Source organism: Microbacterium oleivorans, assembly GCF_001691565.1.
GTDB classification, from domain to species: Bacteria; Actinomycetota; Actinomycetes; order Actinomycetales; family Microbacteriaceae; genus Microbacterium; species Microbacterium oleivorans_B.
Genome location: NZ_MAYO01000003.1, coordinates 56222 through 81218 on the forward strand (window position 1 = coordinate 56222; position 24997 = coordinate 81218).

General features: G+C 69.9%; 21 protein-coding genes and 1 tRNA gene. 15 read left to right on the forward strand and 7 right to left on the reverse strand.

All coding sequences use genetic code 11. From position 1 onward, the window contains the following. Window positions 1-64: 64 nt before the first annotated feature. Window positions 65-979 carry a phosphodiesterase gene (locus tag BBA86_RS02955; protein ID WP_065570215.1) on the forward strand — a complete coding sequence of 305 codons (915 nt, stop codon included), beginning with the start codon at window positions 65-67 and terminating at the stop codon, window positions 977-979. Here BBA86_RS02955 and BBA86_RS02960 read toward each other — a convergent pair. Next, the gene (locus tag BBA86_RS02960) at window positions 939-2507 is read right to left on the reverse strand and encodes a stealth conserved region 3 domain-containing protein (RefSeq protein ID WP_065570216.1); all 1569 of its coding nucleotides are present in this window, start codon (window positions 2505-2507) and stop codon (window positions 939-941) included. The genes BBA86_RS02955 and BBA86_RS02960 overlap by 41 nt on opposite strands. A 93-nt stretch (window positions 2508-2600) precedes the next feature. Here BBA86_RS02960 and BBA86_RS02965 point away from each other — a divergent pair, with 93 nt between their 5' ends. From BBA86_RS02965 to BBA86_RS02985, 5 genes are read left to right on the forward strand one after another with little or no spacing between them, the layout of a single operon-like run. Continuing rightward, window positions 2601-3674, forward strand: a complete 1074-nt coding sequence (locus BBA86_RS02965) for an aldo/keto reductase (protein ID WP_065570217.1) — start codon at window positions 2601-2603, stop codon at window positions 3672-3674. Then, complete coding sequence (locus tag BBA86_RS02970; protein ID WP_083199618.1) at window positions 3671-4597, forward strand: 4-(cytidine 5'-diphospho)-2-C-methyl-D-erythritol kinase; 927 nt, start codon at window positions 3671-3673, stop codon at window positions 4595-4597. Before BBA86_RS02965 ends, BBA86_RS02970 begins: the two co-directional genes overlap by 4 nt. 38 nt (window positions 4598-4635) lie before the next feature. Beyond that, window positions 4636-5946 (forward strand): GNAT family N-acetyltransferase, encoded by a 1311-nt coding sequence (locus BBA86_RS02975; RefSeq protein WP_065570218.1) that lies wholly within the window; start codon window positions 4636-4638, stop codon window positions 5944-5946. Between the two features lie 2 nt (window positions 5947-5948). Continuing rightward, window positions 5949-6260, forward strand: a complete 312-nt coding sequence (locus BBA86_RS02980) for a hypothetical protein (protein ID WP_065570219.1) — start codon at window positions 5949-5951, stop codon at window positions 6258-6260. Window positions 6261-6270: 10 nt separating this feature from the next. Then, window positions 6271-8079, forward strand: a complete 1809-nt coding sequence (locus BBA86_RS02985) for an ABC-F family ATP-binding cassette domain-containing protein (RefSeq protein ID WP_065570220.1) — start codon at window positions 6271-6273, stop codon at window positions 8077-8079. Here the strand turns inward: BBA86_RS02985 and BBA86_RS02990 are convergent, their stop codons facing one another. Continuing rightward, entirely contained in the window at window positions 8080-9000 is a 921-nt protein-coding gene (locus BBA86_RS02990) for a pseudouridine synthase (protein WP_189318410.1), read from the reverse strand. A 7-nt stretch (window positions 9001-9007) separates the two neighbouring features. Next, window positions 9008-9505, reverse strand: coding sequence for a MarR family winged helix-turn-helix transcriptional regulator (locus BBA86_RS02995; RefSeq protein ID WP_065570221.1), 498 nt, complete (start codon window positions 9503-9505; stop codon window positions 9008-9010). A gap of 81 nt (window positions 9506-9586) precedes the next feature. Here BBA86_RS02995 and BBA86_RS03000 point away from each other — a divergent pair. From BBA86_RS03000 to BBA86_RS03025, 6 genes are all read left to right on the forward strand, one after another. Next, window positions 9587-9658 (forward strand) — tRNA-Gln (locus BBA86_RS03000). A 1-nt stretch (window position 9659) separates the two neighbouring features. Further along, the gene (gene glmU, locus BBA86_RS03005) at window positions 9660-11132 is read left to right on the forward strand and encodes a bifunctional UDP-N-acetylglucosamine diphosphorylase/glucosamine-1-phosphate N-acetyltransferase GlmU (RefSeq protein WP_065570222.1); all 1473 of its coding nucleotides are present in this window, start codon (window positions 9660-9662) and stop codon (window positions 11130-11132) included. Continuing rightward, window positions 11104-12141, forward strand: coding sequence for a ribose-phosphate diphosphokinase (locus BBA86_RS03010; protein WP_065570223.1), 1038 nt, complete (start codon window positions 11104-11106; stop codon window positions 12139-12141). The genes glmU and BBA86_RS03010 overlap by 29 nt, the downstream gene beginning before the upstream one ends. Before the next feature lie 139 nt (window positions 12142-12280). Further along, window positions 12281-12757 carry an FMN-binding protein gene (locus tag BBA86_RS03015; RefSeq protein WP_065570224.1) on the forward strand — a complete coding sequence of 159 codons (477 nt, stop codon included), beginning with the start codon at window positions 12281-12283 and terminating at the stop codon, window positions 12755-12757. After that, window positions 12754-13620, forward strand: a complete 867-nt coding sequence (locus BBA86_RS03020) for an FAD:protein FMN transferase (RefSeq protein ID WP_065570225.1) — start codon at window positions 12754-12756, stop codon at window positions 13618-13620. Before BBA86_RS03015 ends, BBA86_RS03020 begins: the two co-directional genes overlap by 4 nt. Beyond that, entirely contained in the window at window positions 13617-15170 is a 1554-nt protein-coding gene (locus tag BBA86_RS03025) for an FAD-dependent oxidoreductase (RefSeq protein ID WP_065570226.1), read from the forward strand. The genes BBA86_RS03020 and BBA86_RS03025 overlap by 4 nt, the downstream gene beginning before the upstream one ends. A 78-nt stretch (window positions 15171-15248) precedes the next feature. On the opposite strand, the gene BBA86_RS03030 is transcribed toward BBA86_RS03025, so the two are convergent. From BBA86_RS03030 to gndA, 4 genes are all read right to left on the reverse strand, one after another. Next, window positions 15249-16742, reverse strand: a complete 1494-nt coding sequence (locus BBA86_RS03030) for a sensor histidine kinase (protein ID WP_065570227.1) — start codon at window positions 16740-16742, stop codon at window positions 15249-15251. Continuing rightward, entirely contained in the window at window positions 16739-17464 is a 726-nt protein-coding gene (locus tag BBA86_RS03035; protein WP_065570228.1) for a response regulator transcription factor, read from the reverse strand. Before BBA86_RS03035 ends, BBA86_RS03030 begins: the two co-directional genes overlap by 4 nt. 50 nt (window positions 17465-17514) lie before the next feature. Further along, complete coding sequence (locus tag BBA86_RS03040) at window positions 17515-17913, reverse strand: VanZ family protein (protein ID WP_083199620.1); 399 nt, start codon at window positions 17911-17913, stop codon at window positions 17515-17517. An 80-nt stretch (window positions 17914-17993) separates the two neighbouring features. Then, window positions 17994-19583, reverse strand: coding sequence for an NADP-dependent phosphogluconate dehydrogenase (gene gndA / locus BBA86_RS03045; RefSeq protein ID WP_065570229.1), 1590 nt, complete (start codon window positions 19581-19583; stop codon window positions 17994-17996). A 487-nt stretch (window positions 19584-20070) separates the two neighbouring features. Here gndA and BBA86_RS03050 point away from each other — a divergent pair, with 487 nt between their 5' ends. The 3 genes from BBA86_RS03050 to mfd all read left to right on the forward strand — a co-directional run bounded on the left by BBA86_RS03050 (window position 20071) and on the right by mfd (window position 24995). Beyond that, on the forward strand, window positions 20071-20703 hold the full coding sequence (locus tag BBA86_RS03050) for a 50S ribosomal protein L25/general stress protein Ctc (protein WP_065570230.1): 633 nt from the start codon (window positions 20071-20073) through the stop codon (window positions 20701-20703). A gap of 66 nt (window positions 20704-20769) precedes the next feature. After that, the gene (gene pth, locus BBA86_RS03055) at window positions 20770-21354 is read left to right on the forward strand and encodes an aminoacyl-tRNA hydrolase (RefSeq protein ID WP_065570231.1); all 585 of its coding nucleotides are present in this window, start codon (window positions 20770-20772) and stop codon (window positions 21352-21354) included. A 53-nt stretch (window positions 21355-21407) separates the two neighbouring features. After that, window positions 21408-24995: a transcription-repair coupling factor gene (mfd, locus tag BBA86_RS03060; protein ID WP_189318411.1), complete on the forward strand. Its 3588-nt coding sequence runs from the start codon at window positions 21408-21410 to the stop codon at window positions 24993-24995. The last annotated feature ends 2 nt before the right edge of the window (window positions 24996-24997 follow it).

The following is a 24997-nucleotide window of genomic DNA, read 5'->3' on the forward strand; positions in this document are numbered from 1 at the left end:
CCCCGGTAACATTTCGGAGCAAGGCGGGGGCACCCGAGCCCTTGCACCGACGGAAGAAGTGACCATGCGCCGCGCCGAGCATCCGGCCGCCGAACGGATCCTGCTCCACCTGAGTGACACGCATCTGCGCGGCCCGGGACCCCGTCTGTTCGACCGCGTCGACGGTGAAGCCTCGCTCACCGCGGCCCTCGACGCCATCGAGTCCAGCGGCGTCGCCCCGGACGCCGTCGTCTTCACGGGAGATCTCGTCGACCTGGGCGAAGCCGCCGCGTACGACGCGATCCGTGCGCTGGTCGAACCCTTCGCCGAGCGCCTGGGCGCGCGGCTGCTGTGGGTCATGGGCAACCACGACGACCGCGGTGCGTTCCGCGAGCACCTCCTGGATGAAACCGCCGCCGACCCGACGGCGCCCTACGACCGGGTCGACGAGCTCGACGGACTCCGCATCGTCACCCTCGACACGAGCGTCCCGGGCCACCACCACGGCGAGCTCTCCGATGCGCAACTCGAATGGCTCGGCGGCGTCCTCGCGACCCCCGCTCCGCTGGGGACTGTGCTCGCGATGCACCACCCGCCGGTCCCGAGCGTCCTGCCGCTCGCCGCGAGCGTCGAGCTGCGCGATCAGCGTCGCCTCGCCGACGTGGTCAGAGGTACGGACGTGCGCGCCGTCATCGCCGGCCACCTGCACTACTCGACCTTCGCGACGTTCGCGGGCATTCCCGTGTCCGTTGCGTCCTCGACGTGCTACGCGCAGGACCTGACCGTCCCCGTCGGCGGCACCCGGCCGCAGGACGGCGCTCAGGCGTACAACCTCGTGCACGTCTACGACGACACGGTCGTCCATTCGGTGGTCCCGGTCGACGTGCCCCGTCCGCTCGAGTACATCGATCCCGATGAGGCTCAGCGACGCCTGCGCGAGGCGGGCGTCACCGGCTCCGTCACGCGTGCAGCTCGACCGGGCGTGCCGGCGCTGCGCTGACCGCGGGGTCCTCCCACGGCGCGCGGACGGGGAAGAGACGCTCGAGCAGACCCGTCACGGCCCGCACCCGCACCGGCTCCGGGACCTCGAGGTCGCCGCCGTCGTTGAGGCAGAACATGTCGACGTCACTGCGCTCGGCGAGCCGCTCCATGCGGCGGAGCGACGCGGCCTGCGTCGTCTGGAAGTACCGCACCCGCGGCGCGGTGGAGGCGATGGCGCGCCCCGTGAACTGCGCGTAGTAGTGATACAGGCAGTTGGTCACGGACACGTCGGTGGCCGAACGGAACCGGGATGCCGCCGTGCGGCGGATCTCCTCGGGGAACTCCCGCTCGAGCTCGAACATCACCGAGCGTCGCAGCGGCGCCGCGCAGTGCTCGAGGTCGCGGACGATCGTGCGTCCGAACCGCTCCTGCAGCAGCTCGCGGTTCAGACGCAGCGCATTGTCGTGGCCGCTGCGGGCCACACGGCGGGGCCCGGTGCCGATGCGCACGTCGCACTCGACGAACGACGAGACCCCGGCGGGCGAGAAGAACAGCTCCGGTGAGAGCGGCCGGCCGAAGAACATGTCGTCGTTCGAGTACAGGAAGTGCTCGGACAGCCCCTCGATGCGGTGCAACTGAGCCTCGACGGCATGCGAGTTGTGCGTCGGGAGAACCGAGGTGTCCTCGAAGAACTCCTCGCTGCGGACGATCGTCACCTTCGGGTGGTCGAGCAGCCACGCGGGGGCGGGGGAGTCGGTCGCGATGAAGATGCGACGCACCCACGGCGCGTACATGTGGACGCTGCGGAGGGCGTAGCGCAGCTCGTCGACGTGGCGGTAGCGCGCGGGACCGTCGTCGCCGTCGCCGACGACGTACTCCGACAGCTGCGCCGCACGCTGCCGCTGGAACTCCGAGGACGATCCGTCGACCCAGGAGAAGACCATGTCGATCTCGTGGGTGACGTCGCCCGGATGCGGGGCGAACATCCCCTGCAGCGTCTGCCACGTGCGTCCGTACCGTTCGACGGTCGCCGGCTCGACGTCCTCCGAGGCGAAGACGCGCCGGGTGAGGTCGTTGGCGTGAGGGGCTTCGACGAGTTCCTGGCCGAAACGCCAGAACTCGACCCGCACGCCGTGGCCGGCGCCGTAGCGGAGCTCCCCCGCGATGCGCGGGCGGAACACCCGCACCGAGGACGGGCCCGACGCGCGAAGGCGCAGTTCCCCGAACGGCACCGGCGTGCCGCCCTTGGGCTTCGCATACAGCGGCTCGGTGACGGCCCGGTCTGCGAGCGCGGCGATCGCGCGGTCGCGGTGAGCGAGGTCGACGACCAGGCCCGGGACGGCGTGCGAGTGACGGATAAGGAGGTGGGGGATGCCGGCATCCGAGAGGGAATCGGCGATCAGCAGCAGGTCGGCGATGCGAGCCTGCTCGGGGGTGGTGTCGTCATGGCGCAGATGCAGCATGCCTCCGATGAGGACGATGTCCTCGCGTTCGAGGAGTGCGGTCCAGGAACCGCCCTCGGACGGCAGTGCAGTCAATCGCGCCATATGTTCTCCTTGTTGTGCGTGTTCGGTCGGGCAAGAGTAGATGTCGGTCGTTTCGCCGACGTTTCGGGTGTCCGGCATCGCTAGCCTGGGGTGATGACCGACTACGCGGACCGTTTCCCCTCGTCGCGCAATGGCGACACCCACCGCCCCTATCAGGCGGCGTCCTCCCGCTACGATGCGGGGGCTTTCCGCCAGGTCGGCTCGAGCGGCCTGTATCTGCCGGCGATCTCACTGGGACTCTGGTGGAACTTCGGGGACAACATCCCCTTCGACAACCAGCGTACTCTGCTCCGGCACGCCTTCGACCGTGGTGTCACGCACTTCGACCTGGCCAACAACTACGGCCCGCCGTTCGGATCGGCCGAGACCAACTTCGGCCGAATGATGCGGGAGGATTTGGCGCCCTACCGCGACGAGATCATCCTGTCGTCGAAGGCGGGTTACGACATGTGGCCCGGCCCTTACGGCAACTACGGTTCGCGGAAGTACCTCATCGCGAGCGCCGAGCAGTCGCTCACACGTATGAGCGTCGACTACGTCGACATCTTCTACTCGCACCGCGCCGACCCCGTGACGCCGATCGAGGAGACCATCGGCGCCCTCGACACGCTCGTACGTCAGGGCAAGGCGCTGTACGTCGGCATCTCCTCGTACAGTGCGGAGCGCACCGAAGAGGCGGTCGCCGTGGCGAAGAGCCTCGGCACGCCGCTCATCATCCACCAGCCCTCCTATTCGATCTTGAACCGCTGGGTCGAGGACGGCCTGACGGATTCGCTCAAGACGGCAGGGATGGGCGCCATCGCGTTCACGCCGCTCGCGCAGGGCCTGCTCACCGACAAGTACCTCGGCGACGGCCGCGCCGAGCGCGCCCAGAGTCGTTTCTCGTTGCCCGACGGTCAGCTGAGCGAGAAGGCGCTCGACACTCTTCGTTCGCTCAACGACATCGCGAAGGAGCGCGGCCAGACCCTCGCGCAGATGGCCATCCAGTGGGTCCTGCGCGACGAGGTGGTCACCTCCGCTCTCATCGGCGCGTCGCGCCCCGAGCAGCTCGACCAGAATCTCGCCGCCGTCGACGGAGCTCCGTTCGACGACGACGAACTCGCGCGCATCGACGCGCTGTCCGGAGCGATCGACGTCGACCTGTGGGCCGATTCGGCGAACGCGTGAGCCTGCCTCTCGATACTCCCCGGCGCGTCCACGTGCGCGCGCCGGGCAAGATCAACCTCTTCTTCGAGGTCGGTCCCGCGGGGGAGGACGGCTATCACGACGTCGCGTCGGTCTACCAGGCGGTCTCGCTCTTCGAGGACGTGTGGGCGTCCCACGACGTCACCACCTCGCTGAGCGTCACGGGTGACGTCGACGTGTCGGGCGTCCCGCTCGATGAGTCCAACCTCGCGGTCCGGGCAGCACGTCTGGTCACGGACGCGGTGGGATGGGAGGGCGGCATCCGCTTGGAGATCCACAAGGGCGTTCCCGTCGCCGGCGGAATGGGCGGGGGATCGGCGGACGCCGCCGCCGCGCTCGTCGCCGTCAACGAGCTGATCGACGGTGGGCTGGGGTCGAGCGACCTGCATTCCTTGGGCGCCCAGCTCGGTGCCGACGTCCCGTTCGCCCTCCTGGGCGGGACCGCGGTGGGGACGGGGCGCGGAGACGAGCTCGCCCCGGCGCTCGGCCGCGGTTCTTTCGCGTGGGTGCTCGTCGCGGACGGCGGCGGGTTGTCCACCCCTGAGGTGTACGGCACCCTGGATCGCCTGCGCGCGGAGGCGGACATCGCCCCTGACCGCGCGACGCCGTCGGTCGATCCCGCCGTGCTGCGAGCGCTTCGATCGGGGGATTCCGCCGCCCTGGGCGAGGCCATCCGAAATGATCTCCAGCTCGCGGCCGTGCAGCTCCGCCCTGATCTCGCGGTGCTGATCGACGAGGGTCTCTCAGCCGGGGCGCTCGGCGGCATCGTGTCGGGGTCCGGCCCGACGACGGCTTTCCTCGCCGAGGGTGCGGAACACGCGCGGGAGCTCGCGGAACGCCTCGCGTCATCGGGTCGTCAGGCCCATGCGGTCTCGGGTCCCGTCGGCGGCGCTCGGCTTCTCTGACCTGGCATCGTGTCGCCGCCCCCGCATAGCCTGGGGGCATGAGCTCTCTCGTTGACCAGTTCCACTCGGCCGCGCTCGACGAACGTCTCGCCTCGACCTTGGCGGCTCGGGGCCTGCGGGCCGCTCGCGTCGGTGACGACGACCGCGAGGGCACGCACCGGTGGCAGGATGCCGTCGCGCGCGGCTTCCTGGGCGGGGAACCCACCGAGGCCCAGTACACCGAGTCCTTCGCCCGTAACGGCTACCGCCGCAAAGTGGGCGTGTACGACGAGGGCGGTGTGCAGGCCGACGTCCCCGTCGCGACCTTCGCCTCGTGGGGGACCGAGCTCACCCTGCCCGGCGGTTCCGCGATCCCGATGTGCGCCGTCAGCGCGGTCACCGTCGCGCCCACGCACCGTCGCCGAGGCATCCTCAGCGCCCTCATGCAGGGGGAGCTCCGGACCGCGGCGTCCCTCGGCTTCCCTCTCGCGGGGCTCACGGTGAGCGAGTCCGGCATCTATGGCCGATTCGGCTTCGCCCCCGCGGTGGCCGCCACGTCGTGGGAGATCGCCACGCGCCGCACCGGGTGGATCGGTCCGGTCGCGCCGGGGCGCATCGACTACATCACGCGGGAGCAGGGGCGGGATGCCGCGACCGACCTGTACGAGCGGATCCGACGGGACACCCCCGGCGAGATCACCATGCCGGGCGGTCATTGGGACCGCACCTTCGGGACGCGCTCCGATGTCGAGAAGGCCGACAAGCTGCGCGTCGTCCAATACCGCTCGCCGGAGGGCGCCGTCGAGGGCGTCGCGATCTACAGCATCAGTGAGGACGACGACGACTGGGCCGCGTCGACGGCGACGGTCTCGCGCGTGGTCGCGGGGACGGATGCCGCCTACGCAGGGCTCTGGCGCTTCCTGCTGTCCCTCGACCTCGTCGGCACGGTCCGGGCCAACGAGCTGTCCGTCGACGAGCCGCTCTGGTGGATGATCGACAACAAGCGCGCGGCGCGCATCACCAGCCGGGACCACCACTACCTGCGCGTGCTCGACGTCCCGGCGACGCTCGCCGCCCGCAGCTACGACGTCGAGGACGTCATCGCGCTCGAGGTGACCGACGCGCTGCGCCTCGCCGACGGGACCTTCGTTCTCTCGGCGGGCGAGGCACCCGGTGTCGAGATCGTCGACGAGGTTCCGCTCGGCGTGCCGCTCGTGCGTCTCGGAGTGGAGGAGCTCTCGGCGATGCTCCTCGGCGGCGTCTCGGCCGTCACCTTGGCCCGCGCGGGGCGCATCGAGGCCGATGACCCGCACCGCGTCGCGCGAGTCTTCTCCGCGACGACGACCCCGCAGCTGAGCTTCTGGTACTGACCGTGGACGCTCTCGCCTGGGCAGGTCTACTCGTCGGCGGCGTCCTGCTGCTCTGGTCACTGTGGTCGACGCTGCGCGCCAACGCGGGGCGCCGCATCCCGATGCTGCGGAATGCGGACGTCGTGCCGCCGGGGTCGATCGTGACGCGCGTCGTCGGCATCGCCGTCTTCGTGTTCTCGGCGCTGAGCCTCGCAGGCCGGTCGGGTGTCTGGCCGGCGGTCATGCTCTTGGTGGGCGCTCTCGGCGGTGCCGTCGCGATCGCGTGGCACAACAGGCTGGCCCGACGGGCCGATCGGTCAGGCGGCGCCGCGTAGCCTGGAGGCGATGGCACATCTTCTCGGGGCTGAGGCCCTGCACCTGGAATACCCGACCAAAGTGGTCTTCGATGGCGTCTCGCTCGGCGTCGACGAGGGCGACCGCATCGGCATCGTCGGTCGCAACGGCGACGGCAAGTCGAGCCTCATGGCGATGCTCGCCGGCCGCCGCGAACCCGACTCCGGTCGCGTCACCGTCCGCGGCGGCGTGACGATCGGCGTCCTCGAGCAGAGCGACGTCCTTCCCGACGACCTCACGGTGGGGCGCGCCGTCGTCGGCGACGGTCCCGAGCACGAGTGGGCGCGGGACGCGCGCGTGCGCGACGTCATCGCGGGTCTCCTGTCGGACCTCGACTGGGATGCCGCCATCGGCACCCTCTCGGGTGGCCAGCGCCGCCGTGTCGCGCTCGCGCAGCTGCTCACGGGGGACTGGGACGTCCTCGCCCTCGACGAGCCCACCAACCACCTCGACGTCGAGGGGATCGCCTGGCTGGCGGAGCACCTCAAGCGCCGCTGGTCGCCGTCCTCCGGCGCTCTCATGGTGGTGACCCACGACCGGTGGTTCCTCGACGAGGTGTGCACGAAGACGTGGGAGGTCCACGACCGCATCGTCGAGCCGTTCGACGGCGGCTACGCGGCGTACATCCTCCAGCGGGTCGAGCGCGACCGTCAGGCCGCCACGATCGAGGCGCGCCGGCAGAACCTCGCCCGCAAGGAGCTCGCGTGGCTCCGGCGCGGTGCCCCCGCGCGGTCGACCAAGCCGAAGTTCCGGATCGACGCGGCGAACGAGCTCATCGCCGACGTCCCCGAGATCCGCGACCGGGTCTCGCTGCAGTCCCTCGCCGTGGCGCGTCTCGGCAAGGACGTCGTGGACCTGCTGGACGCGGGCGTCGCGTACGACGGCCGCGAGATCCTGCGCGACGTCGAGTGGCGCATCGCGCCGGGGGAGCGCACCGGCATCCTCGGTGTCAACGGCGCCGGCAAGTCGACCCTCCTCGGCCTCGTATCGGGCACCGTCCTGCCGACGAGCGGACGGGTCAAGCACGGCAAGACCGTGAAGGTCGCGACCCTCACGCAGCGGATGGACGAGCTCGACCCGCACCTGAACGAGCCGGTGCGCGTCGTCGTCTCGCGCCTGCGGACGACCTACACCTTCGGCGCCGGCTCGAAGGCGCAGGAGCTCACCCCCGGGCAGCTCCTCGAACGGATGGGCTTCGCTTCGGCGCAGCTGTCCACCCCCGTGAAGGACCTCTCGGGCGGTCAGAAGCGGCGCCTGCAGCTGCTGCTCATCCTCCTCGACCAGCCGAACGTCCTCATCCTCGATGAGCCGACGAACGACCTCGACACCGACATGCTCGCCGCGATCGAGGACCTCCTCGACTCTTGGGCGGGCACCCTCATCGTCGTGTCCCACGACCGCTACTTCATGGAGCGGGTGACCGACCAGCAGTACGCGGTGCTGGGCGGCCGGCTCCGGCACCTCCCCGGCGGGATCGAGGAGTACCTGCGCCTGCGGGCCGCGCAGCCGCAGGCGACCGGAGCGGCGAGCCCCACCGCGGTCACGACGGATGCCGCGGCACCGTCGGCATCCGCCCTCTCGGGTGCTGAGCGCCGCACGGCCGAGAAGGAGGTCACGAGTCTCGAGCGCCGCATCACGAAGCTCACCGACCAGATCGCGAAGGCCCGGACAGCTCTCGCCGACCATGACCAGGGCGACTACGTCGGTCTCGGCGAGAAGATGCAGCAGATCACCGCGATGGAGACCGAGGTCGCCGAGGCCGAGGAGCGCTGGTTCGAGCTGAACGAGCAGCTGGACTGATCAGACCCGCGGCGCTTCTCGGAGCGTCAGTCCGGTCGTGAACTCCCGGGGCGTCCCGCTCAGCGGGTCGACGAAGCGCAGCTCCCGGGCCAGCAGCTGGAGGGGCCGGGCGGGATCGTCCGGTGCCTCGTCGAGGAGATCCGGGTAGAACCGGTCACCGAGGATTCCGAGGCCGATTCCCGCGAGGTGCGCACGCAGTTGGTGCATCCGACCCGTCCGCGGGTACAGGCGCACGTGCGCCGTCGTCGCTCCGACGCGGATCGCCTCGACGCGCGTCTCGGCGTTCGGCTCGCGGTCTTCGTGCGCGACGGCGCGGAGGCTCCCGCGGGTGCTCGTGAGGTGCGAACGCACGACGCGGGGGAGTTCCGGCATCCCCGTCTCGGGAATCGTCGTGACCGCTTCGTACACCTTCTCCACCGCGCGATCGGCGAACAGGCTCTGGTAGGCGCCTCGGGTCGCGGGCCGGATGGAGAACATGACCAGACCCGCCGTCGCCCGGTCGAGCCGGTGGATCGGAGTGAGGTCGGGGTTGTCGAACTCCCGCCGCAGCCGCACGAGGGCGGAGTTCTGCAGGAAGCCGCCGCCCGGGGTGGTCGGGAGGAAGTGCGGTTTGTCGACGACGAGGAGGTCGTCGTCGACGTGGCGCACCATGACCTCGTACGGAATGGCGGGCTCGTCTGGAGGCTCGCGGTAGTACCAGATGAAGTCCTCGGCACCGAGCGGCGTCCGGCGGGTGATGACGCTTCCGTCGACGGCGACGACCTCGCCGCGGTCGAAGCGGCTGAGGAGGATCTCGGGATCGATGTGGGAGAACCGTTCCGTCACGTAGTCGGCGACCGTCTCCCACGGACCTGTCCGAGGCACCCGCAGCCGGGTGGGGCCCACACCGTCGCGGACGGGGAGCGGAGCGCGCATCGCCATCGCGTGCTCAGGCGTCGAAGCCGAGGCTGAGTTTGCGGAGGAGCCCCGCAAGACGCTCGCGGTCCGCGCGGGAGAGCTGGCCGAGCAGTTCCGCTTCGGCGTCCACGAGCCGCGTGATCGCGGCATCCACACGGTTCCGCCCCTCCTCGATGAGGGTCACGAGGACGCCCCGGCCATCACCGGGATCGGCGGCGCGGACGACGAGACCGCGCTCGACCAGGCGGTCGATGCGGTTCGTCATCGTCCCGCTCGAGACCAGGGTCTGCTGCAGGAGCTGCTTCGGGCTCAGCGTGTACGGCTCGCCGGCGCGCCGGAGGGCGGAGAGCACGTCCCACTCCCACGGCTCGAGGTCGCTGCGGTGGAACGCTTCGCGGCGCGCGCGGTCGAGATGCCGCGACAGCCGGTCGACGCGGGAGAGCACCTCGAGGGGGGAGAAGTCGAGATCCGGCCGCTGCGCGATCCAGGCGCTCACGATCCGGTCGACCTCGTCGTGTTCGGGGGCCATGCCCTCATCATCGCAGAGCGAGGGGAGGGGCGCCCGCATGGCAGACTTGTCGGGCGGCCGCCGGACCCCGGACGGCTGCGGTCCGCCGTGGTGTAATGGCAGCACGACAGCCTTTGGAGCTGTGAGGTCTAGGTTCGAGTCCTGGCGGCGGAGCATGACCAACAACCTCGATTCGCGTCTGGCCGTCGTCATCCTCGCCGCAGGACAGGGCACGCGGATGAAGTCGTCCCTCCCGAAGGTGCTGCACCGCATCGGCGGACGCCCGCTCCTCGGCCACGTGCTGGACACGGCGCGCGATCTCGCTCCGTCGCACGTCGTCGTGGTCGTCCGCCATGAGCGCGACCAGGTGGCCGACGCCGTCCTCGGCGTCTCTCCCGAGGTCGTCGTGGTCGATCAGGACGAGATCCCCGGCACCGGCCGCGCCGTCGAGGTCGCCCTCGACGCGCTCCCCGGCTTCGACGGCGACATCCTGGTGCTGAGCGGCGACTGTCCGTTGGCCGACGTCGAGACCCTCGGCGCTTTCGTCGCCGGACACCGTGCCGAGCGGGCCGAGGCGACGCTCATGACCGCTGTGCTGGACGACCCGACGGGCTACGGTCGCATCATCCGCGAGAGCGACGGCAGCGTCGCCCGTATCGTCGAGCAGAAGGATGCCTCACCCGAGGAGGCCGCCGTCTCCGAGGTGAATGCGGGCATGTACGTCTTCGCAGCCTCCGCCCTGCGTGAGCACCTGCCGCGCGTAGGCACCGACAACGCGCAGCGCGAGAAGTACCTCACCGACATCGTCGCGCTGCTGCGGCAGTCCGAGGGGCGGGTCGCGGCATCCATCGCCAAGGACGTCACCGTCACGTACGGCGTGAACGACCGCGTGCAACTATCCGAGGTCGGACGGCTCCTGAACGCGCGCACGGTCCGCCGCTGGCAGCTCGAGGGCGTCACCGTCGTCGACCCGGCCACCACCTGGATCGACGTGACGGCGACCCTCGCGCCGGATGTCACCGTGCTGCCGGGCACTCACATCCTGCGGTCGACGACGATCTCCGCCGGTGCGACGGTCGGACCCGACACGAGCCTCGTGGACTGCGAAGTCGGCGAAGGCGCCACGGTCACTCGCACCGATGCGACGCTCGCCGTCATCGGCGCGGGCGCGACCGTCGGCCCGTTCGCCTATCTGCGCGCAGGCGCCGAGGTGGGCGACAGAGGCAAGGTGGGCACGTTCGTCGAGATCAAGAACTCCACGATCGGGGAGGGGAGCAAGGTCCCGCACCTGTCGTACATCGGCGACACCACGATCGGCCGCAACGTCAACCTGGGTGCCGGTGCGATCACGGCGAACTACGACGATCTCACCAAGCACCGGACCGAGATCGCCGACGAAGTGCACACCGGCTCGCACAACGTCTTCGTCGCGCCCGTTAGGATCGGTGAAGGCGCGAAGACGGGTGCAGGAGCCGTCGTCCGCAAGGATGTTCCGGCCGGCGCCCTCGCCCTCAGCATCGCCCCCCAGCGGAACACCGTCGGGTGGGTCGAGAAAAATCGACCGGGAACGGGAGCGGCAGAAGCCGCCGCTCGCGCCCGGTCCGCACAGGAAGCTGGCGATGGGTCGCAAGAAGCAGCACACGGTTGACCTGGACACTGAGCGCGGGATCGCGCCGGGCCTCGTAGCCAAGACCAAGAAGCGTCTCGTCGTCGCGTCGGGCCGTTCGCACGAGGAGCTGTCGACCGAGGTCGCCGCAGCGCTCGGTACGCAGCTGGTGCCTACCGAGCACCGCACCTTCGCCTCGGGGGAGATCCTCACCCGTTTCGAGGTCTCGATCCGGGGATGCGATTTCTTCCTCATCCAGAGCTTCGGCCCGCCGGTCAACGAGTGGCTCATGGAGACCCTCATCATGCTGGATGCCGCCAAGCGCGCATCCGCGAAGCGGATCACCGTCGTCGCGCCCTACTTCCCCTACTCGCGGCAGGACAAGAAGGGCAGGGGGCGCGAGCCGATCAGCGCCCGGCTCGTTGCGGACCTCTTCAAGACCGCCGGCGCCGACCGGGTCATGAGCGTCGACCTCCACGCGGCCCAGATCCAGGGCTTCTTCGACGGCCCCGTCGACCATTTGTTCGCCAAGCCCGTGCTCCTCGAGTACTTCGAGAACACGTTGTCCGCCGAGGACCGTGCGAAGCTGACGGTCGTCTCGCCTGACACCGGCCGCGTGCGGGTGGCCGACACGTGGTCCGACAGCCTGGGCGCCCCTCTCGCGATCATCCACAAGCGCCGAGACCCGAACGTCGCGAACCAGGTCACGGTCAACGAGATCGTCGGTCAGGTCGACGGACGCGTCTGCCTCCTCGTCGACGACATGATCGACACCGGCGGCACGATCGTGAAGGCGGCGCAGGCGCTCAAGGCCAATGGTGCCGAGCGGGTCATCGTCGCCGCGACGCACGCGATCTTCAGCGATCCGGCCGTCGAGCGACTGCAGGATGCCTCGATCGACGAGGTCGTCGTCACGGACACGGTGCCGCTGCCTCCCGAGAAGCGTTTCGAGAGCCTCACGATCCTGCCGATCGCGCCGTTGCTCGCCCGAGCCATCCGCGAGGTCTTCGAGGACGGGTCCGTCACGAGCATGTTCGACGGGGCGGCCTGACCCGACGGGATCGCGCTGGTCAGGCCGTCTTCAGCCGATGCATAGGCTTCTGCAAGCATCGACATGTGCGGACTGGCTTTTCTTGGAGTCAACGCCCCGCGCTCCAGACCGGGCGGGCACGACACAAGGAGGACCTCTCATGATCCGCACCACCGCCGTACCCCGGCCGATCCGCGTCGGCGCTGCCGCTGCGTCCGTCGCAGGGCTCGCTCTGCTCGCCGGCTGCGCCGGCCAGACGACGTCGGGCTCGACCGACGCGGGAACGTCGTCGCAGAATCCGCCGGCATCGGCCGATGCCGGAAGCGGCTCGTCGACGGGCAGCTACAAGGACGGCACCTACACGGCCGACGGCAGCTACCAAACCCCCGAGACGGTCGAGAAGATCACCGTCACCCTGACGCTGAAGGACAGCGCGGTGACAGACGTCGAGGTGACCGGGGACCCCCAGGCGCGGGAGACCCGGCAGTACCAGGCCGACTTCATCGGCGGGATCAAGGACGAGGTCGTCGGGAAGAAGCTCGACGACCTGTCGGTCGACAAGGTCGGCGGTTCCTCCCTCACCAGCGGTGGGTTCAACGCCGCTGTCAAGGAGATCCGGACCGAAGCCTCCTCATGACCTCGGTCGCCCCCCTCGTCCACTCGTGGACGTTCGAGGCGATCGGAACGGTGTGGCGGATCGAAGCCGCCTCCCCCCTCGACGATGGCGTCCGTGAGCAGATCACGGGCGCCATCGCGCGGTTCGACTCGGAGTGGTCCCGCTTCCGCGCGGATTCGCTCGTGAGCCGGCTGGGCGGGGAGGGAGGCGCGGTCCCGGCCCCCGCCGACGCCGTCGCCATGCTCGATGCCTATGACGCCCTCGACACCGCCACCGCCGGTGCGGTGAACCCTCTCGTCGGCGAGGCCCTCGCCCGCCGCGGGTACGACGCCGACTACTCCCTGGTCGACCGCGGCCCCGTGTCGGCGCCTCGGAACTGGCGGGAATTGATCACCTGGTCTCCGGACGCCCTCTCGCTGTCCGAGCCCGCGCTCCTCGACGTCGGCGCGCTCGGCAAGGGGCGTCTCGCAGACCTCGTGCTCGATCTCGTCCCCGACGGCCCTGCGGTCGTCGACGCGGGCGGCGACATCGCGGTTCGCGGGGCGACCCAACGCGTCGCGCTCGAGCACCCGTACGACGCCTCGCGCGCGATCGGGGTCTGGTCGGTGACGGATGCCGCGCTCTGCGCCTCGGCGATCAACCGCCGGGCCTGGGGTGACGGGCTCCATCACGTGCTCGATGCTCGCACCGGTCAGCCGGTGCGCCGATACGCGGCCACGTGGGCCGCAGCCCCCGACGCGATGACGGCCGACGCCGTCGCAACCGCGTTGTTCTTCGACGGCGGTCCTCGACTGGCCGCCGAGTGGGGAGCCGAATGGGTGCGGATGGGCACCGACGGCTCCGTCGAATGGTCCCCCCGATGCGAAGCGGAGTTGTTCTCGTGATCTCGTCCCTCAGTGCCGCCTGGACGCGCCTCATCGGCGCGCTCGGTCGGCTGTCCATGTACCGTCTGGTCCTGCTGGCGCTGTCGGCTCTCGCCGTCATCGCGGTGGTGCTCTCCTTCACCGGGGCCGTATCGGTCTCGGCGCTCGAACTCGCGGTCTCGTTCGCTGTCCTCGCCGCGTCCATCCTGGTGGTGGATGCCGTCGCCCAGCGCATCGTCCGCAGGCCCTGGCGCATCGAATCGGCGCTCATCACGGCGCTCATCCTGGTGTTCGTCCTCCGACCGGGAATCGAACCGATGGCGCTTCTCGGCCTCGCTCTCGCGGGGGCTATCGCATCTGCGTCGAAGTACCTCCTCGCCTGGCAGGGGCGTCACATCTTCAACCCCGCGGCGGTGGGCGCGAGCGCCCTCACGATCATCAGCATCTGGGCGCCGGACCTCGGGTTCTCGGCGTGGTGGATCGGCTCTCCTGCGATGGCCGTACCCGTGGTGCTCCTGGGGCTCGCCGTCCTCATCCGCACCGAGAAGGTGCGCGTCGTGGGGCTCTTCCTCGTCGTCGCGGTCGCCGTGGGTCTGGTGCGCACGGTGGTGCAGGCGCAGGCGGCGGGCTTCGCACTCGACCCCGGCATGACGCTCTCGAGCCTTCTCCTGTCGTCGCCCTTCCTCTTCCTCGGTGCGTTCATGCTCTCGGAGCCACTGACGCTTCCGCCGCGGCGGTGGCAGCAGTTCACGGTCGCGGCCGTGGTCGGCGTCCTGGCAGGCTGGCCGCTCGCGGTCGGCGACATCACCCTCGGGCAGGAACGCGCTCTTCTCATCGGCAACCTCATCGCGTTCGTCTTCGCGCTACGGAGCGCCGTCCGTCTCACGATCGTCGAGCGGACCGCGGTGACGCCGAGCGTGCGGGAGTACAGCTTCCGCGCGGAGCGGCCGGTGCGGTTCACCCCGGGCCAGTACCTCGAACTCGAGGTACCGCACGCGCGACCCGACTCACGAGGCACCCGACGCGAGTTCAGCATCCTCTCCTCGCCGGCGGAGCTGCCGCTCGTCCGGATCGCGATGCGAGAGGGCTCGCAGTCCAGCTACAAGAAGGCGATCGCGACGGTGAAGCCGGGCGACGAACTGGCGATCACCGGGATCTGGGGTGATTTCGTGCTCCCGCGGAAGACGGATGCGCCCGTCCTCATGGTCGCCGCCGGTATCGGCGTCACGCCTTTCGTCTCGCATCTTCGTCACCTGCGGATGACGCAGGAGCGGCGCGACGTCGTCTTCGTCTACGTGGCATCGGCGAGCGAGGAACTCGCCTTCCGCGACGACCTCGAAGCCGCCGGCATCCCGGTCATCGTCGTCACCCGTGACGAGCCGACGGACCTGCCCGAGGGCTGGACGTGGGGCGGTGGGAATCGGCTCGATGCCGAAAGCCTCCTGCGCCATGTTCCCGACATCCACCGGCGACACGCCTTCGTGTCCGGTCCGCCGGCGCTCATCGCCACGTTGACGCCCGCGCTGAACCGAGCGAAGTCCATCACGACGGACGCGTTCAGCGGTTACTGATCGTCATTCGCGCATCTAGGTCCCGATCGGGCCGGGGACGCATCGGCGTATCCCTGCCGGATCGGGACCTCGGTCGCGTTACGGGGTGGTGACGCCGGCGGGGGAGTCGGGGCGGGCGGGCAGGCGCACCTCGAAGGTGGTCGAGCCGGGCTCCGAATCCACGACGATCCGGCCGCCGTGGCCGGTGACGATCGCCTTCGCGATCGACAGTCCCAGTCCGGTGCCGCCGGTCTGACGGGCACGGGACGAGTCGGCACGGCTGAACCGTTCGAACAGGTCGCCGGCGATCGCGGGGTCGATGCCCGGGCCGTCGTCGTGGATGCGGAGGACCGCTTCGCTTCCCTGGATCTCGACCGTCGTGGTCACCCGAGTGCCGGCGGGCGTATGGACGCGCGCGTTGGCGAGGAGGTTCGCCGCCACTTGGTGGATGCGGCCCGAATCGCCCGCGACGATGACCGGGTCGCCGGAGACCTCCAGCACCCAATCGTGGTCTGTTCCCGCGACGCGTGCGTCGGAGACGGCCTCGACCGCCAGGCGCGTCAGGTCGACGGCGCTGTAGACGAGCTCCGTGCCCTCGTCCAGACGCGCGAGCAGCAGCAAGTCCTCTACGAGGGCCGTCATCCGCAGCGATTGCGCCTGAATGCGCTCGAGGGACTCGCGGGTGGTGTCGGCGATCACACCGGGCGCGGCCGTGCCCGTGGCTTCCGCCTGACGGATGCCGCGCAGCGACAGCTCCGAATAGCCGCGGATGGACGCCAGCGGGGTCCGGAGCTCGTGGCTCGCATCGGCGACGAAGGACCGCATCCGGTCTTCGTTGCGCTGCCTGGCGGCGAGGGAGGTCTCGACGTGATCGAGCAGCGTGTTGAGCGCGTGACCGACCTGGCCGACCTCCGTGTTCGGATCCGTGTCCTCCTCGGGCACGCGCTCGGTGATGGTCACGGCTTCCGCCAGTGGCATCGCCGCCACGCGCGACGCCGTGGCCGCCACCGAACGCAGCGGCGCCAGCGCGCGCCGGATGAGGAGTGCGAGGATCGCCGCGAGCAGGAGGAGTCCACCCGTGGTCAGGAGCGCCACGGTCGTCACGATCCGCGCGCTGACACTCGTGACCTCCGACGTGGGGAGGCCTGTGACCGTCGAGCCGGTGACGCTCGAGTACGGTCCGGGCATCGCGTGGACGCGGTAGTCGCCGAGCCGTGCGATGGTGGCGTCGGCCCAGCCGTCCGGATCGGACGGTCCGGCCTCGATCCGGCCGATATCGAGCGACCGGACATCGCCGTCGTCGTCCACGTACGCCGCGGTGAGGCCCGCGAGGTTGTTGACCAGGAGGAGCGTGCCACGTTCCTGGCGTCCGCGGCTGAGGAGCTCATCCGCCCGACTGTTGAGATCGACGACGATCGAGTCCTGCGCCCGGGTGACCTTGGCGTCCAGGTTCTCTCGGAGGATCGACTCCAGCACCGTTCCCGTTCCGAGACCGACGGTGATGAGGATGACGGACACGAAGGAGACGGCGGCGGTGATCAGCCGCGCTTGCAGACTCCAGCGGTGCCGCCGGCGGCGGGGGCTCGAGATCACTGGCTCGCTTTGATCATGTAGCCGACGCCGCGGACGGTGTGGATGAGAGGGTCCTTACCCGCGTCGATCTTCTTGCGGAGGTAGGAGATGTACAGCTCGACGACGCTGGAACGGCCGCCGAAGTCGTAGTTCCACACGCGGTCCAGGATCTGCGCCTTCGACAGGACACGACGCTGGTTGCGCATGAGGTAGCGGAGCAGCTCGAACTCCGTCGCGGTCAGCTCGATCTCGTCGTCGCCGCGGAAGACCTCGTGCGAGTCCTCGTTCAGCGTGAGGTCTCCGACGCGGAGGATCGGGTCGGCCGTGTCCGTCGATGCCCCGGCTCGGCGCATGAGCCCGCGCAGGCGCGCGACGACTTCCTCCAGACTGAACGGCTTCGTGACGTAGTCGTCGCCGCCGGCGGTGAGACCCGCGACCCGGTCGCTGACGGAGTCCTTCGCGGTGAGGAAGAGAACCGGTACGTCGTCCCCGGCCTGGCGCAGCCGCTGCAGGACCGCCATACCGTCGAGGTCGGGCATCATGATGTCGAGCACCATGGCGTCGGGCGCGAACTCACGCGCCACGTTCAGAGCATCGAAGCCCGACCCCGCTGTGCGGACCTCCCAGCCCTCCATGCGGAGCGCCATGGAGAGCAGATCGGTCAGCATCTGCTCGTCGTCGACGACGAGGACGCGCAGGGGGGAGCCGTCGGGGCGCTGGAGGAGGGGGGCAGGCATCGTCATGATTCCTATTCTCATGACCTTCCTATGAGCGTGCTATGCCCAACCTTCGCTCACGCTTGGGATCGCACCTGACGCGGCGGATCCGGCGGGGAGAGCAGGAAGGCGAGAAGGAGCATGAGACACATGCCGACGAGCGAACCGAGTGTGTTCGCGACGACGTCGCGCACGTCGGCAACGCGGGTGTCGATGAAGATCGCCTGGAGAACCTCGATCGCCGCGCTCGCGAGAGCGCCCAGGATCGGCGCCGTCCACCAGCCACGCACGCCGAACCACAGGACCGCGATGACCCCGAGGGGCACGAACATCGCGACGTTCGCGCCGAACTCGACGCGGTCGAACGTGATCCACGCCGTAGATGGCCGTTCGGCGAACCAAGCCAGCAGCCGGTTCAGGGCCGAGCCGATGTCCGAGCCGTACGGCGCCGCGCGCAGCGTCATCCACCCCACCATCCACGCGTAGAGCGCGGTGAGGATCGCAAGGACGATACGCGCGGCGACGCGGTGGACGCGCAGGCCCGTGTCGGTGCGACTCAGTGGGTGTCCTCGGCCTCGATCTCGCTGCGGTCGCCGGACCACAGCGTGTGGAACGTGCCGTCCTTGTCGATGCGCTTGTAGGTGTGGGCGCCGAAGAAGTCTCGTTGCCCCTGGATGAGGGCCGCCGGGAGGCGGTCGGCGCGGAGTCCGTCGTAGTAGGCCAGCGAGGAGCTGAAGGCGGGGGCCGGGATGCCGGCGGCCGCCGACACGCGGACGATCTCACGCCAGGCATCCTGCGTGCGGCCGAGGGCCTCGACGAAGTAGGGCGCCGTCAGCAGAACGGGGAGGTCGGACTGCTCGTCGTAGGCGTCGGCGATGCGGTTGAGGAACTGGGCCCGGATGATGCACCCGCCGCGCCAGATCTTGCTGACCGCGCCGAGGTCGATGTTCCAGTCGTACTGAGCGGCGCCGGCGCGGATCTCGTCGAAGCCCTGGCTGTAGGCGACGATCTTCGACGCGTAGAGCGCGAGGCGGACCTGCTCGATGAACGCCTCGGCGTCGGGAACGGTGAAGTCCTCGGAGGACGGGCCCGGCAGCGAGCCGGAGACGTCGCGCTGCTCACGGTGGCTGGAGAGGGAGCGGGCGAAGGTGGCCTCGGCGATGCCGGAGACGGGAACGCCGAGGTCGAGCGCTGTCTGCACCGTCCATGCGCCGGTGCCCTTGGCTCCCGCCTGGTCGACGATGACGTCCACGAGGGGCTTGCCCGTGGTGGCATCCGTCTGGCGGAGGACCTCGGCGGTGATCTCGATCAGGTAGGACTCGAGCTCGCCGCGGTTCCATTCCTCGAAGACGTCCGCGATCTCAGCGGGGGTCTTGCCGGTGCCGCGGCGGATGAGGTCGTAGGCCTCGGCGATGAGCTGCATGTCGGCGTACTCGATGCCGTTGTGCACCATCTTCACGAAGTGTCCGGCGCCGTCGTGGCCGATGTGCGTGACGCAGGGCTCGCCCTCGGCGACCGCGGCGATGGACTTCAGGATCGGGCCGAGCGTGACCCATGCCTCGTCGGGGCCGCCGGGCATGAGGGACGGGCCGTTCAGCGCGCCCTCCTCGCCGCCCGAGACGCCCATGCCGACGAAGTTGTACCCGGCTTCGGAGACCGCCTTCTCGCGGCGGATCGTGTCGGTGAACAGGCTGTTGCCGCCGTCGATGATGATGTCGCCGGGCTCGAACACGCGCATGAGCTCGTCGATGACGGCATCGGTCGGCTTGCCGGCCTTGACCATGATGATCGCGGTGCGCGGCTTCTGCAGCGACGCCGCGAACTCCTCGTAAGTGAAGGCGGGCACGAACTCCGCCTCGGGGTGCGCCTCGATCAGCTCGTCGGTCTTCGAGCGCGACCGGTTGAAGACGGCGACCGTGTTGCCCTTACGCGAGGCGAGGTTGCGGGCGAGGTTCGACCCCATGACCGCCAGGCCCACGACGCCGATGTTGGCGGACCCGGATTCGGCGCCGGTGGACGCGGATTCGGGGTGGGTGGGACGGTCCACCTCTTCGGGCTGCGGGGCTCCCTCGTGCTGCTGCGTGGCTTCGTGCGGAGCCTGGTCCTGGTCGTTGGAATGTCCGGTGGAAGAGGGGGACGACGACATGCGTAGCTCCAGGTCTGCGTGAGGTGTGAGCGAGGGGGTGGGATGCCGGAACCGGCGGTGCCCTCCCCGGTCACTGTATCGGCTGGCCCGGAGAGGACGGTCTGATGTGACGGTGTCAGTCCTTGTAGCTGCGCCCGAGCGAGAGGAAGGCACCGACGACGCAGACGGCGGTCGCGGCGCTCAGAGCTCCGACGAACCAGAGCAGTGCGTGCGACATCCATCCGTAGTCCATGGGGTTCCTCCGTCTTTCGGGCGTGGCGGGACTGACGTTCCATCGTATCCATCGCGCTGATAGACTCGGTCCGAACTTCGGCGAGGGATGCACCGCATCCGTGATCGACGCGGTGAGCAGGCTTCGCGGCTTTCCTCACGCGCATGCGTTCGAGTCGAACCACAGACCACGTCGAGGCCGTATCGGCCCCGATGACAGACGAGGCCGTACCGGCCCCGATTGACTGGGCCGCGAAGGCCCGCAAGGAGAACACTCATGTCGACTGAGACCGACACCAAGGTCATCGCCGAGCTGCGCGAGCAGTTCGGCAAGGGCTTCGCCCGCCGTCTGCGCGCGGCCGGCAAGATCCCCGCCGTCATCTACGGCCACGGCACGGACCCTGTGCACGTCGCTCTGCCCGGCCACCAGGTCTCGCTGCTCATCCGCCGCGCCAACGCGCTGCTCGAGCTCGAGATCGACGGCACGCAGCAGCTCACCCTGGTGAAGGACGTCCAGAAGGATCCCGTGCACCAGATCATCGAGCACATCGACCTCCTCGTCGTGAAGAAGGGCGAGAAGATCCAGGTCGACGTCCCCGTCTCCGTCACCGGTGAGCCGTTCCCCGGCACCATGGCGACCCTCGAGAACACCACGGTCACCCTCGAGGTCGAAGCCACCCACATCCCGCAGAACGTCGAGGTCTCGGTCGAGGGCCTCGAAGACGGCACGCACATCACCGCCGCCGAGCTCACGCTGCCCCGCGGCGCCGCGCTCGTCACCGACCCCGAGACGCTCATCGTCGGTGTCGCGCTTCCGCCGGCTCCCGTCGAGGACGATGCCGAGGAGTCCGAGGAGGGCGCCGAGGCCGCCGAGTCCGACGACGCGCCTGCCGAGGAATCCGCCGAGTAAGACCGCTCCGATCGAAGCCCGTCGCCGCTGCCGCCGCGACGGGCTTCGTCGTCGAAAGGACCGTTCATGGCCGACACCTGGCTGATCGTGGGACTCGGGAACCCGGGGCCCCGCTACGAGGCGACCCGCCACAACGTGGGGCAGATGGTGATCGACGAGCTCGCCCGCAGGCGGTCCGAGACGCTGCGGTCGCACAAGGCGAACGCGCGGGTCGCCGAGACGTGGCTGCGACCGGGAGGCCCCAAGCTGGTGCTCGCCACGCCGAATTCGTTCATGAACGTGTCGGGGGGGCCCGTGTCGGCGCTCGCGGCGTTCTACTCCGTGCCGCCCGGGCGGGTGGTGATCGTGCACGACGAGCTCGACATCCCGTTCGACTCGCTGAAGCTCAAGGTGGGCGGCGGTCACGGCGGCCACAACGGCGTCCGCGACGTTGCGAAGGCGCTCGGCACGCCCGACTTCCCGCGCGTCCGGGTCGGTATCGGTCGCCCGTCGGGACGACAGGATCCCGCCGATTGGGTGCTCGACCCGTTCGGCTCTGCGGAGCGGCAGACGCTCCCGATCATGATCGGCGATGCGGCGGATGCCGTGGAGCAGCTCGTCGAGGAGGGGCTCCTCGCGGCGCAGCAGCGTCACCACGCCCCGCGCGCCTGACCTTCAGCGGCTCGGGCGGATCCGATGTCGGATGCGCCGCGTAGACTTCCCCGGTGACAATTCCCGGGATCGTGCGCGCCCTCGAACAGGCTGACAGCTTCCGGGAGGCCCTCGACGGCGCCGCCTCGGACGTCGACTTCTCGGCGGTGACGGGCCTCGACGCCCCGCTCCTCGCCGCCCTCCTCGACCGTCGCGTGGCGTCGGGCCGGCCTCCCGTGCTGCTCCTCGTCGCACCCACGGGGCGCCGCGCTGAGAGCATCGGTGCCGCGCTGCAGTGCCTTCTGCCACAGGCCGCCGTGCGGCACCTGCCCGCGTGGGAGACTCTCCCGCACGAGCGGCTCAGCCCCAGCGCCGAAACCGTCGGACGCCGCCTGAGCGTCCTCCGCGAAGCGGCGGACTGGGACGGCCGCACGCCCCTCGTGGTCACGGCATCCGTCCGCGGCGCGCTGCAGCCGATCGCGGCGGGACTGACGGATGCCGGCGTCGTCCGGCTCGAGCTCGGTTCGCGCGGGCAGGAGCTCGACGACATCGTCCACCGCCTCGTCGACCTCGCCTACCACCGGGTCGACATGGTCTCGCGCCGCGGCGAGTTCGCGGTGCGCGGCGGCATCCTCGACGTCTTCCCGCCGGTCGCCGACCACCCGTACCGCGTCGACTTCTTCGGCGACGAGATCGACCAGATCCGTGCGTTCTCGGTCGCCGACCAGCGCTCGCTGCCCGGTGACGTGCGCGACGTGAGCCTGCTCCCGAGTCGCGAACTCCTCCTCACCGACGCCGTGCGCGAGCGTGCCGCGGGCCTTCGGGATCGGATGCCGGGGCTCGGCACCATGCTCGAGAAGATGAGCGAGGGCATCCCGGTCGAGGGCATGGAGTCGCTCCTCCCGGCCGTCGCCGACGCCGTCCTGCCGCTCGTCGACTACCTCCCCGAGGGCGCCGCCGTCGCGGTCGTCGACCCCGAACGCGCCGTCACTCGCGCGATGACCCTCTCCGAGACGAACCGCGAGTTCCTCGAGGCGGCGTGGAGCGCCGCGACGGCGGGCGCCGACAGCCCCGTCGACCTCGGCGCGGGGGACTTCCTGACCCTGCCCGAGTTGCGCGAGGCGGCATCCGCCCGCGGCGGCGTGTGGTGGAGCCTCAGCACGTTCGACTCGGGCGCGGCGGACGCGGCCGAAGAAGGGCTCGTCGACCGGGCGGATGCCGCGGTCCGCATCCCGGCGACCGCGGTGCCCTCCTTCCAGGGCAACGTCGAGGGAGCGAGCGAGCACATCGGCAACCTCCTCGGCGCGGGCTGGCGGGTCGTCGTCGCGGCCTCGGGCTCGGGGCTCGTCGATCGCTCGCGCGACGTCCTGTCCGAGCGGGGGCTCGCCGCCCGTACCGCCGACACGCTGACCGACGTGCCCGAGCCCGGTGTCGCCGTCTCGACCGTCGCGACCCTCGAGGCGGGGTTCCTCTTCGCCGATGCGAAGCTCGCCGTGTTCACCGAGAGCGACTTCTACGGCCGTACGATCGGCGGTGACAACCGCGTCGTGAAGAAGCTCGCCTCGCGCCGGCGGAACGTCGTCGACCCGCTGCAGCTGACGCCCGGCGACCACGTCGTCCACTCCACTCACGGCATCGGCAGGTTCGTCGAACTCGTCCAGCGCGAGGTGTCGTCGGGCGGGCGGAACGCCGTCAAGAGCAAGCGCGAGTACCTCGTCCTCGAGTACGCACCGTCCAAGCGCGGCCACCCCGGCGACAAGCTCTACGTCCCCACCGACCAGCTCGATCTCCTCTCGCGGTACGTCGGCGGCGAGGCGCCGCAGCTCTCGAAGATGGGCGGGTCGGACTGGGCCGCCGCCAAGGGGAAGGCCCGCAAGGCCGTCCGAGACATCGCGGTGGAGCTCGTCAAGCTGTACTCGGCGCGCATGTCGTCGAAGGGGTACGCCTTCGGTCCCGACACGCCCTGGCAGCGCGAACTCGAAGAGGCGTTCCCGTTCGCCGAGACGCCCGATCAGCTTCAGACGATCGACGAGATCAAGGCCGACATGGAGAAGCCGATCCCGATGGACCGTCTGCTCTCCGGCGACGTCGGCTTCGGCAAGACCGAGGTCGCCGTCCGTGCTGCCTTCAAAGCGATCCAGGAGGGCAAGCAGGTCGCGATGCTCGTCCCGACCACGCTGCTCGCCAAACAGCACCTCGAGACGTTCTCCGAGCGGTTCGCCGGCTTCCCCGTCAAGGTCCGTCCGCTGTCGCGGTTCCAGACCGCCAAGGAGGCCAACGACACCCTCGCCGGGCTCGCCGACGGCACGATCGACATGGTCATCGGCACGCACCGCATCCTCACCGAGAAGGTCGTGTTCAAGGACCTCGGCCTCATGATCATCGACGAGGAGCAGCGCTTCGGCGTCGAGCACAAGGATGCGCTGAAGAAGCTGAAGACCAACGTCGACATCCTCGCGATGAGCGCGACGCCGATCCCGCGCACGCTCGAGATGGCGGTCACCGGCATCCGTGAGATGTCGACGCTCGCGACGCCGCCCGAGGAACGGCATCCGATCCTCACCTACGTGGGGCCTCGCAGCGACAAGCAGATCGCCGCGGCGATCCGCCGCGAACTGCTGCGCGAAGGACAGGTGTTCTTCGTGCACAACCGCGTGTCCTCGATCCAGCGGGTCGCCGCCCACCTCGCGGAGCTCGTCCCCGAGGCGCGCATCGCCGTCGCTCACGGGCAGATGGGCGAGCACGCCCTCGAACAGGTCGTCGACGACTTCTGGGAGCGCCGGGCGGACGTCCTCGTCTCGACGACGATCATCGAGACCGGCCTCGACATCGCCAACGCGAACACGATGATCATCGACCGCGCCGACAAGTACGGTCTCTCGCAGCTGCACCAGCTGCGCGGCCGCGTCGGACGTGCCCGCGAACGCGCGTACGCCTACTTCCTGTACGACGAGAACAAGCCGCTGAGCGAGACCGCCGCCGACCGTCTCGAGACGATCGCCGTCAACAACGACCTCGGGTCCGGCATGCAGGTCGCCCTGAAGGACCTCGAGATCCGCGGCGCGGGGAACCTGCTCGGGGCCGAACAGGCCGGCCACATCGCCGGTGTCGGCTTCGATCTGTACCTCCGCATGATCGGCGAGGCGGTTGCGACCTTCCGCGGCGAGGACACCGAAGGTCCCACCGAGCTGCGGCTCGAGCTGCCGGTCCAAGCGCGGATCCCCGAGTCGTACATCGACAGCGAGCGGCTGCGGCTCGAGGCGTACCAGAAGCTTTCGGCGGCGGCATCCGTCACCGCCGCAGCCGACGCGATCGACCTCGTGCTCGAGGAGCTCCGCGACCGCTACGGCACGCCGCCGCCGGAGGTCGACGGACTGATCGCGATCGCTCGACTGCGCCGTCGCGCGGCTCGGTCGGGGCTGTCCGACGTCGTCGCGATGGGACCGAACCTCCGGATCGCGCCCGCTCACCTCGCGGACTCGATCCGCGTGCGCCTGCAGCGCCTGCACCCGAAGTCCAAGGTCGTCTCGGGCGGCGAGGCCATGGTCGTTCCGCTGCCGACGGCCGGGGGAGCGGCGCTGGCGGATGCGGACCTCATCGCCTGGACGAGCACGCTGCTCGACCAGATCTTCCCGCTGCCGGTCGACGAGGGCGCGGCCTGAAA

Excerpts from the sequence above, each read along its gene's own strand:
- BBA86_RS03015 (WP_065570224.1), top strand. The coding sequence starts at position 12,281 with ATGATCCGCACCACCGCCGTACCCCGGCCGATCCGCGTCGGCGCTGCC.
- BBA86_RS02985 (WP_065570220.1), top strand. The coding sequence starts at position 6,271 with ATGGCACATCTTCTCGGGGCTGAGGCCCTGCACCTGGAATACCCGACC.
- BBA86_RS02995 (WP_065570221.1), bottom strand. The coding sequence starts at position 9,505 with ATGGCCCCCGAACACGACGAGGTCGACCGGATCGTGAGCGCCTGGATC.
- BBA86_RS03020 (WP_065570225.1), top strand. The coding sequence starts at position 12,754 with ATGACCTCGGTCGCCCCCCTCGTCCACTCGTGGACGTTCGAGGCGATC.
- BBA86_RS02960 (WP_065570216.1), bottom strand. The coding sequence starts at position 2,507 with ATGGCGCGATTGACTGCACTGCCGTCCGAGGGCGGTTCCTGGACCGCA.
- pth (WP_065570231.1), top strand. The coding sequence starts at position 20,770 with ATGGCCGACACCTGGCTGATCGTGGGACTCGGGAACCCGGGGCCCCGC.
- BBA86_RS02965 (WP_065570217.1), top strand. The coding sequence starts at position 2,601 with ATGACCGACTACGCGGACCGTTTCCCCTCGTCGCGCAATGGCGACACC.
- BBA86_RS03010 (WP_065570223.1), top strand. The coding sequence starts at position 11,104 with ATGGGTCGCAAGAAGCAGCACACGGTTGACCTGGACACTGAGCGCGGG.
- BBA86_RS02955 (WP_065570215.1), top strand. The coding sequence starts at position 65 with ATGCGCCGCGCCGAGCATCCGGCCGCCGAACGGATCCTGCTCCACCTG.
- BBA86_RS03040 (WP_083199620.1), bottom strand. The coding sequence starts at position 17,913 with ATGGTGGGGTGGATGACGCTGCGCGCGGCGCCGTACGGCTCGGACATC.
- glmU (WP_065570222.1), top strand. The coding sequence starts at position 9,660 with ATGACCAACAACCTCGATTCGCGTCTGGCCGTCGTCATCCTCGCCGCA.
- BBA86_RS02990 (WP_189318410.1), bottom strand. The coding sequence starts at position 9,000 with ATGGCGATGCGCGCTCCGCTCCCCGTCCGCGACGGTGTGGGCCCCACC.
- gndA (WP_065570229.1), bottom strand. The coding sequence starts at position 19,583 with ATGTCGTCGTCCCCCTCTTCCACCGGACATTCCAACGACCAGGACCAG.
- BBA86_RS02975 (WP_065570218.1), top strand. The coding sequence starts at position 4,636 with ATGAGCTCTCTCGTTGACCAGTTCCACTCGGCCGCGCTCGACGAACGT.
- BBA86_RS03035 (WP_065570228.1), bottom strand. The coding sequence starts at position 17,464 with ATGACGATGCCTGCCCCCCTCCTCCAGCGCCCCGACGGCTCCCCCCTG.
- BBA86_RS03050 (WP_065570230.1), top strand. The coding sequence starts at position 20,071 with ATGTCGACTGAGACCGACACCAAGGTCATCGCCGAGCTGCGCGAGCAG.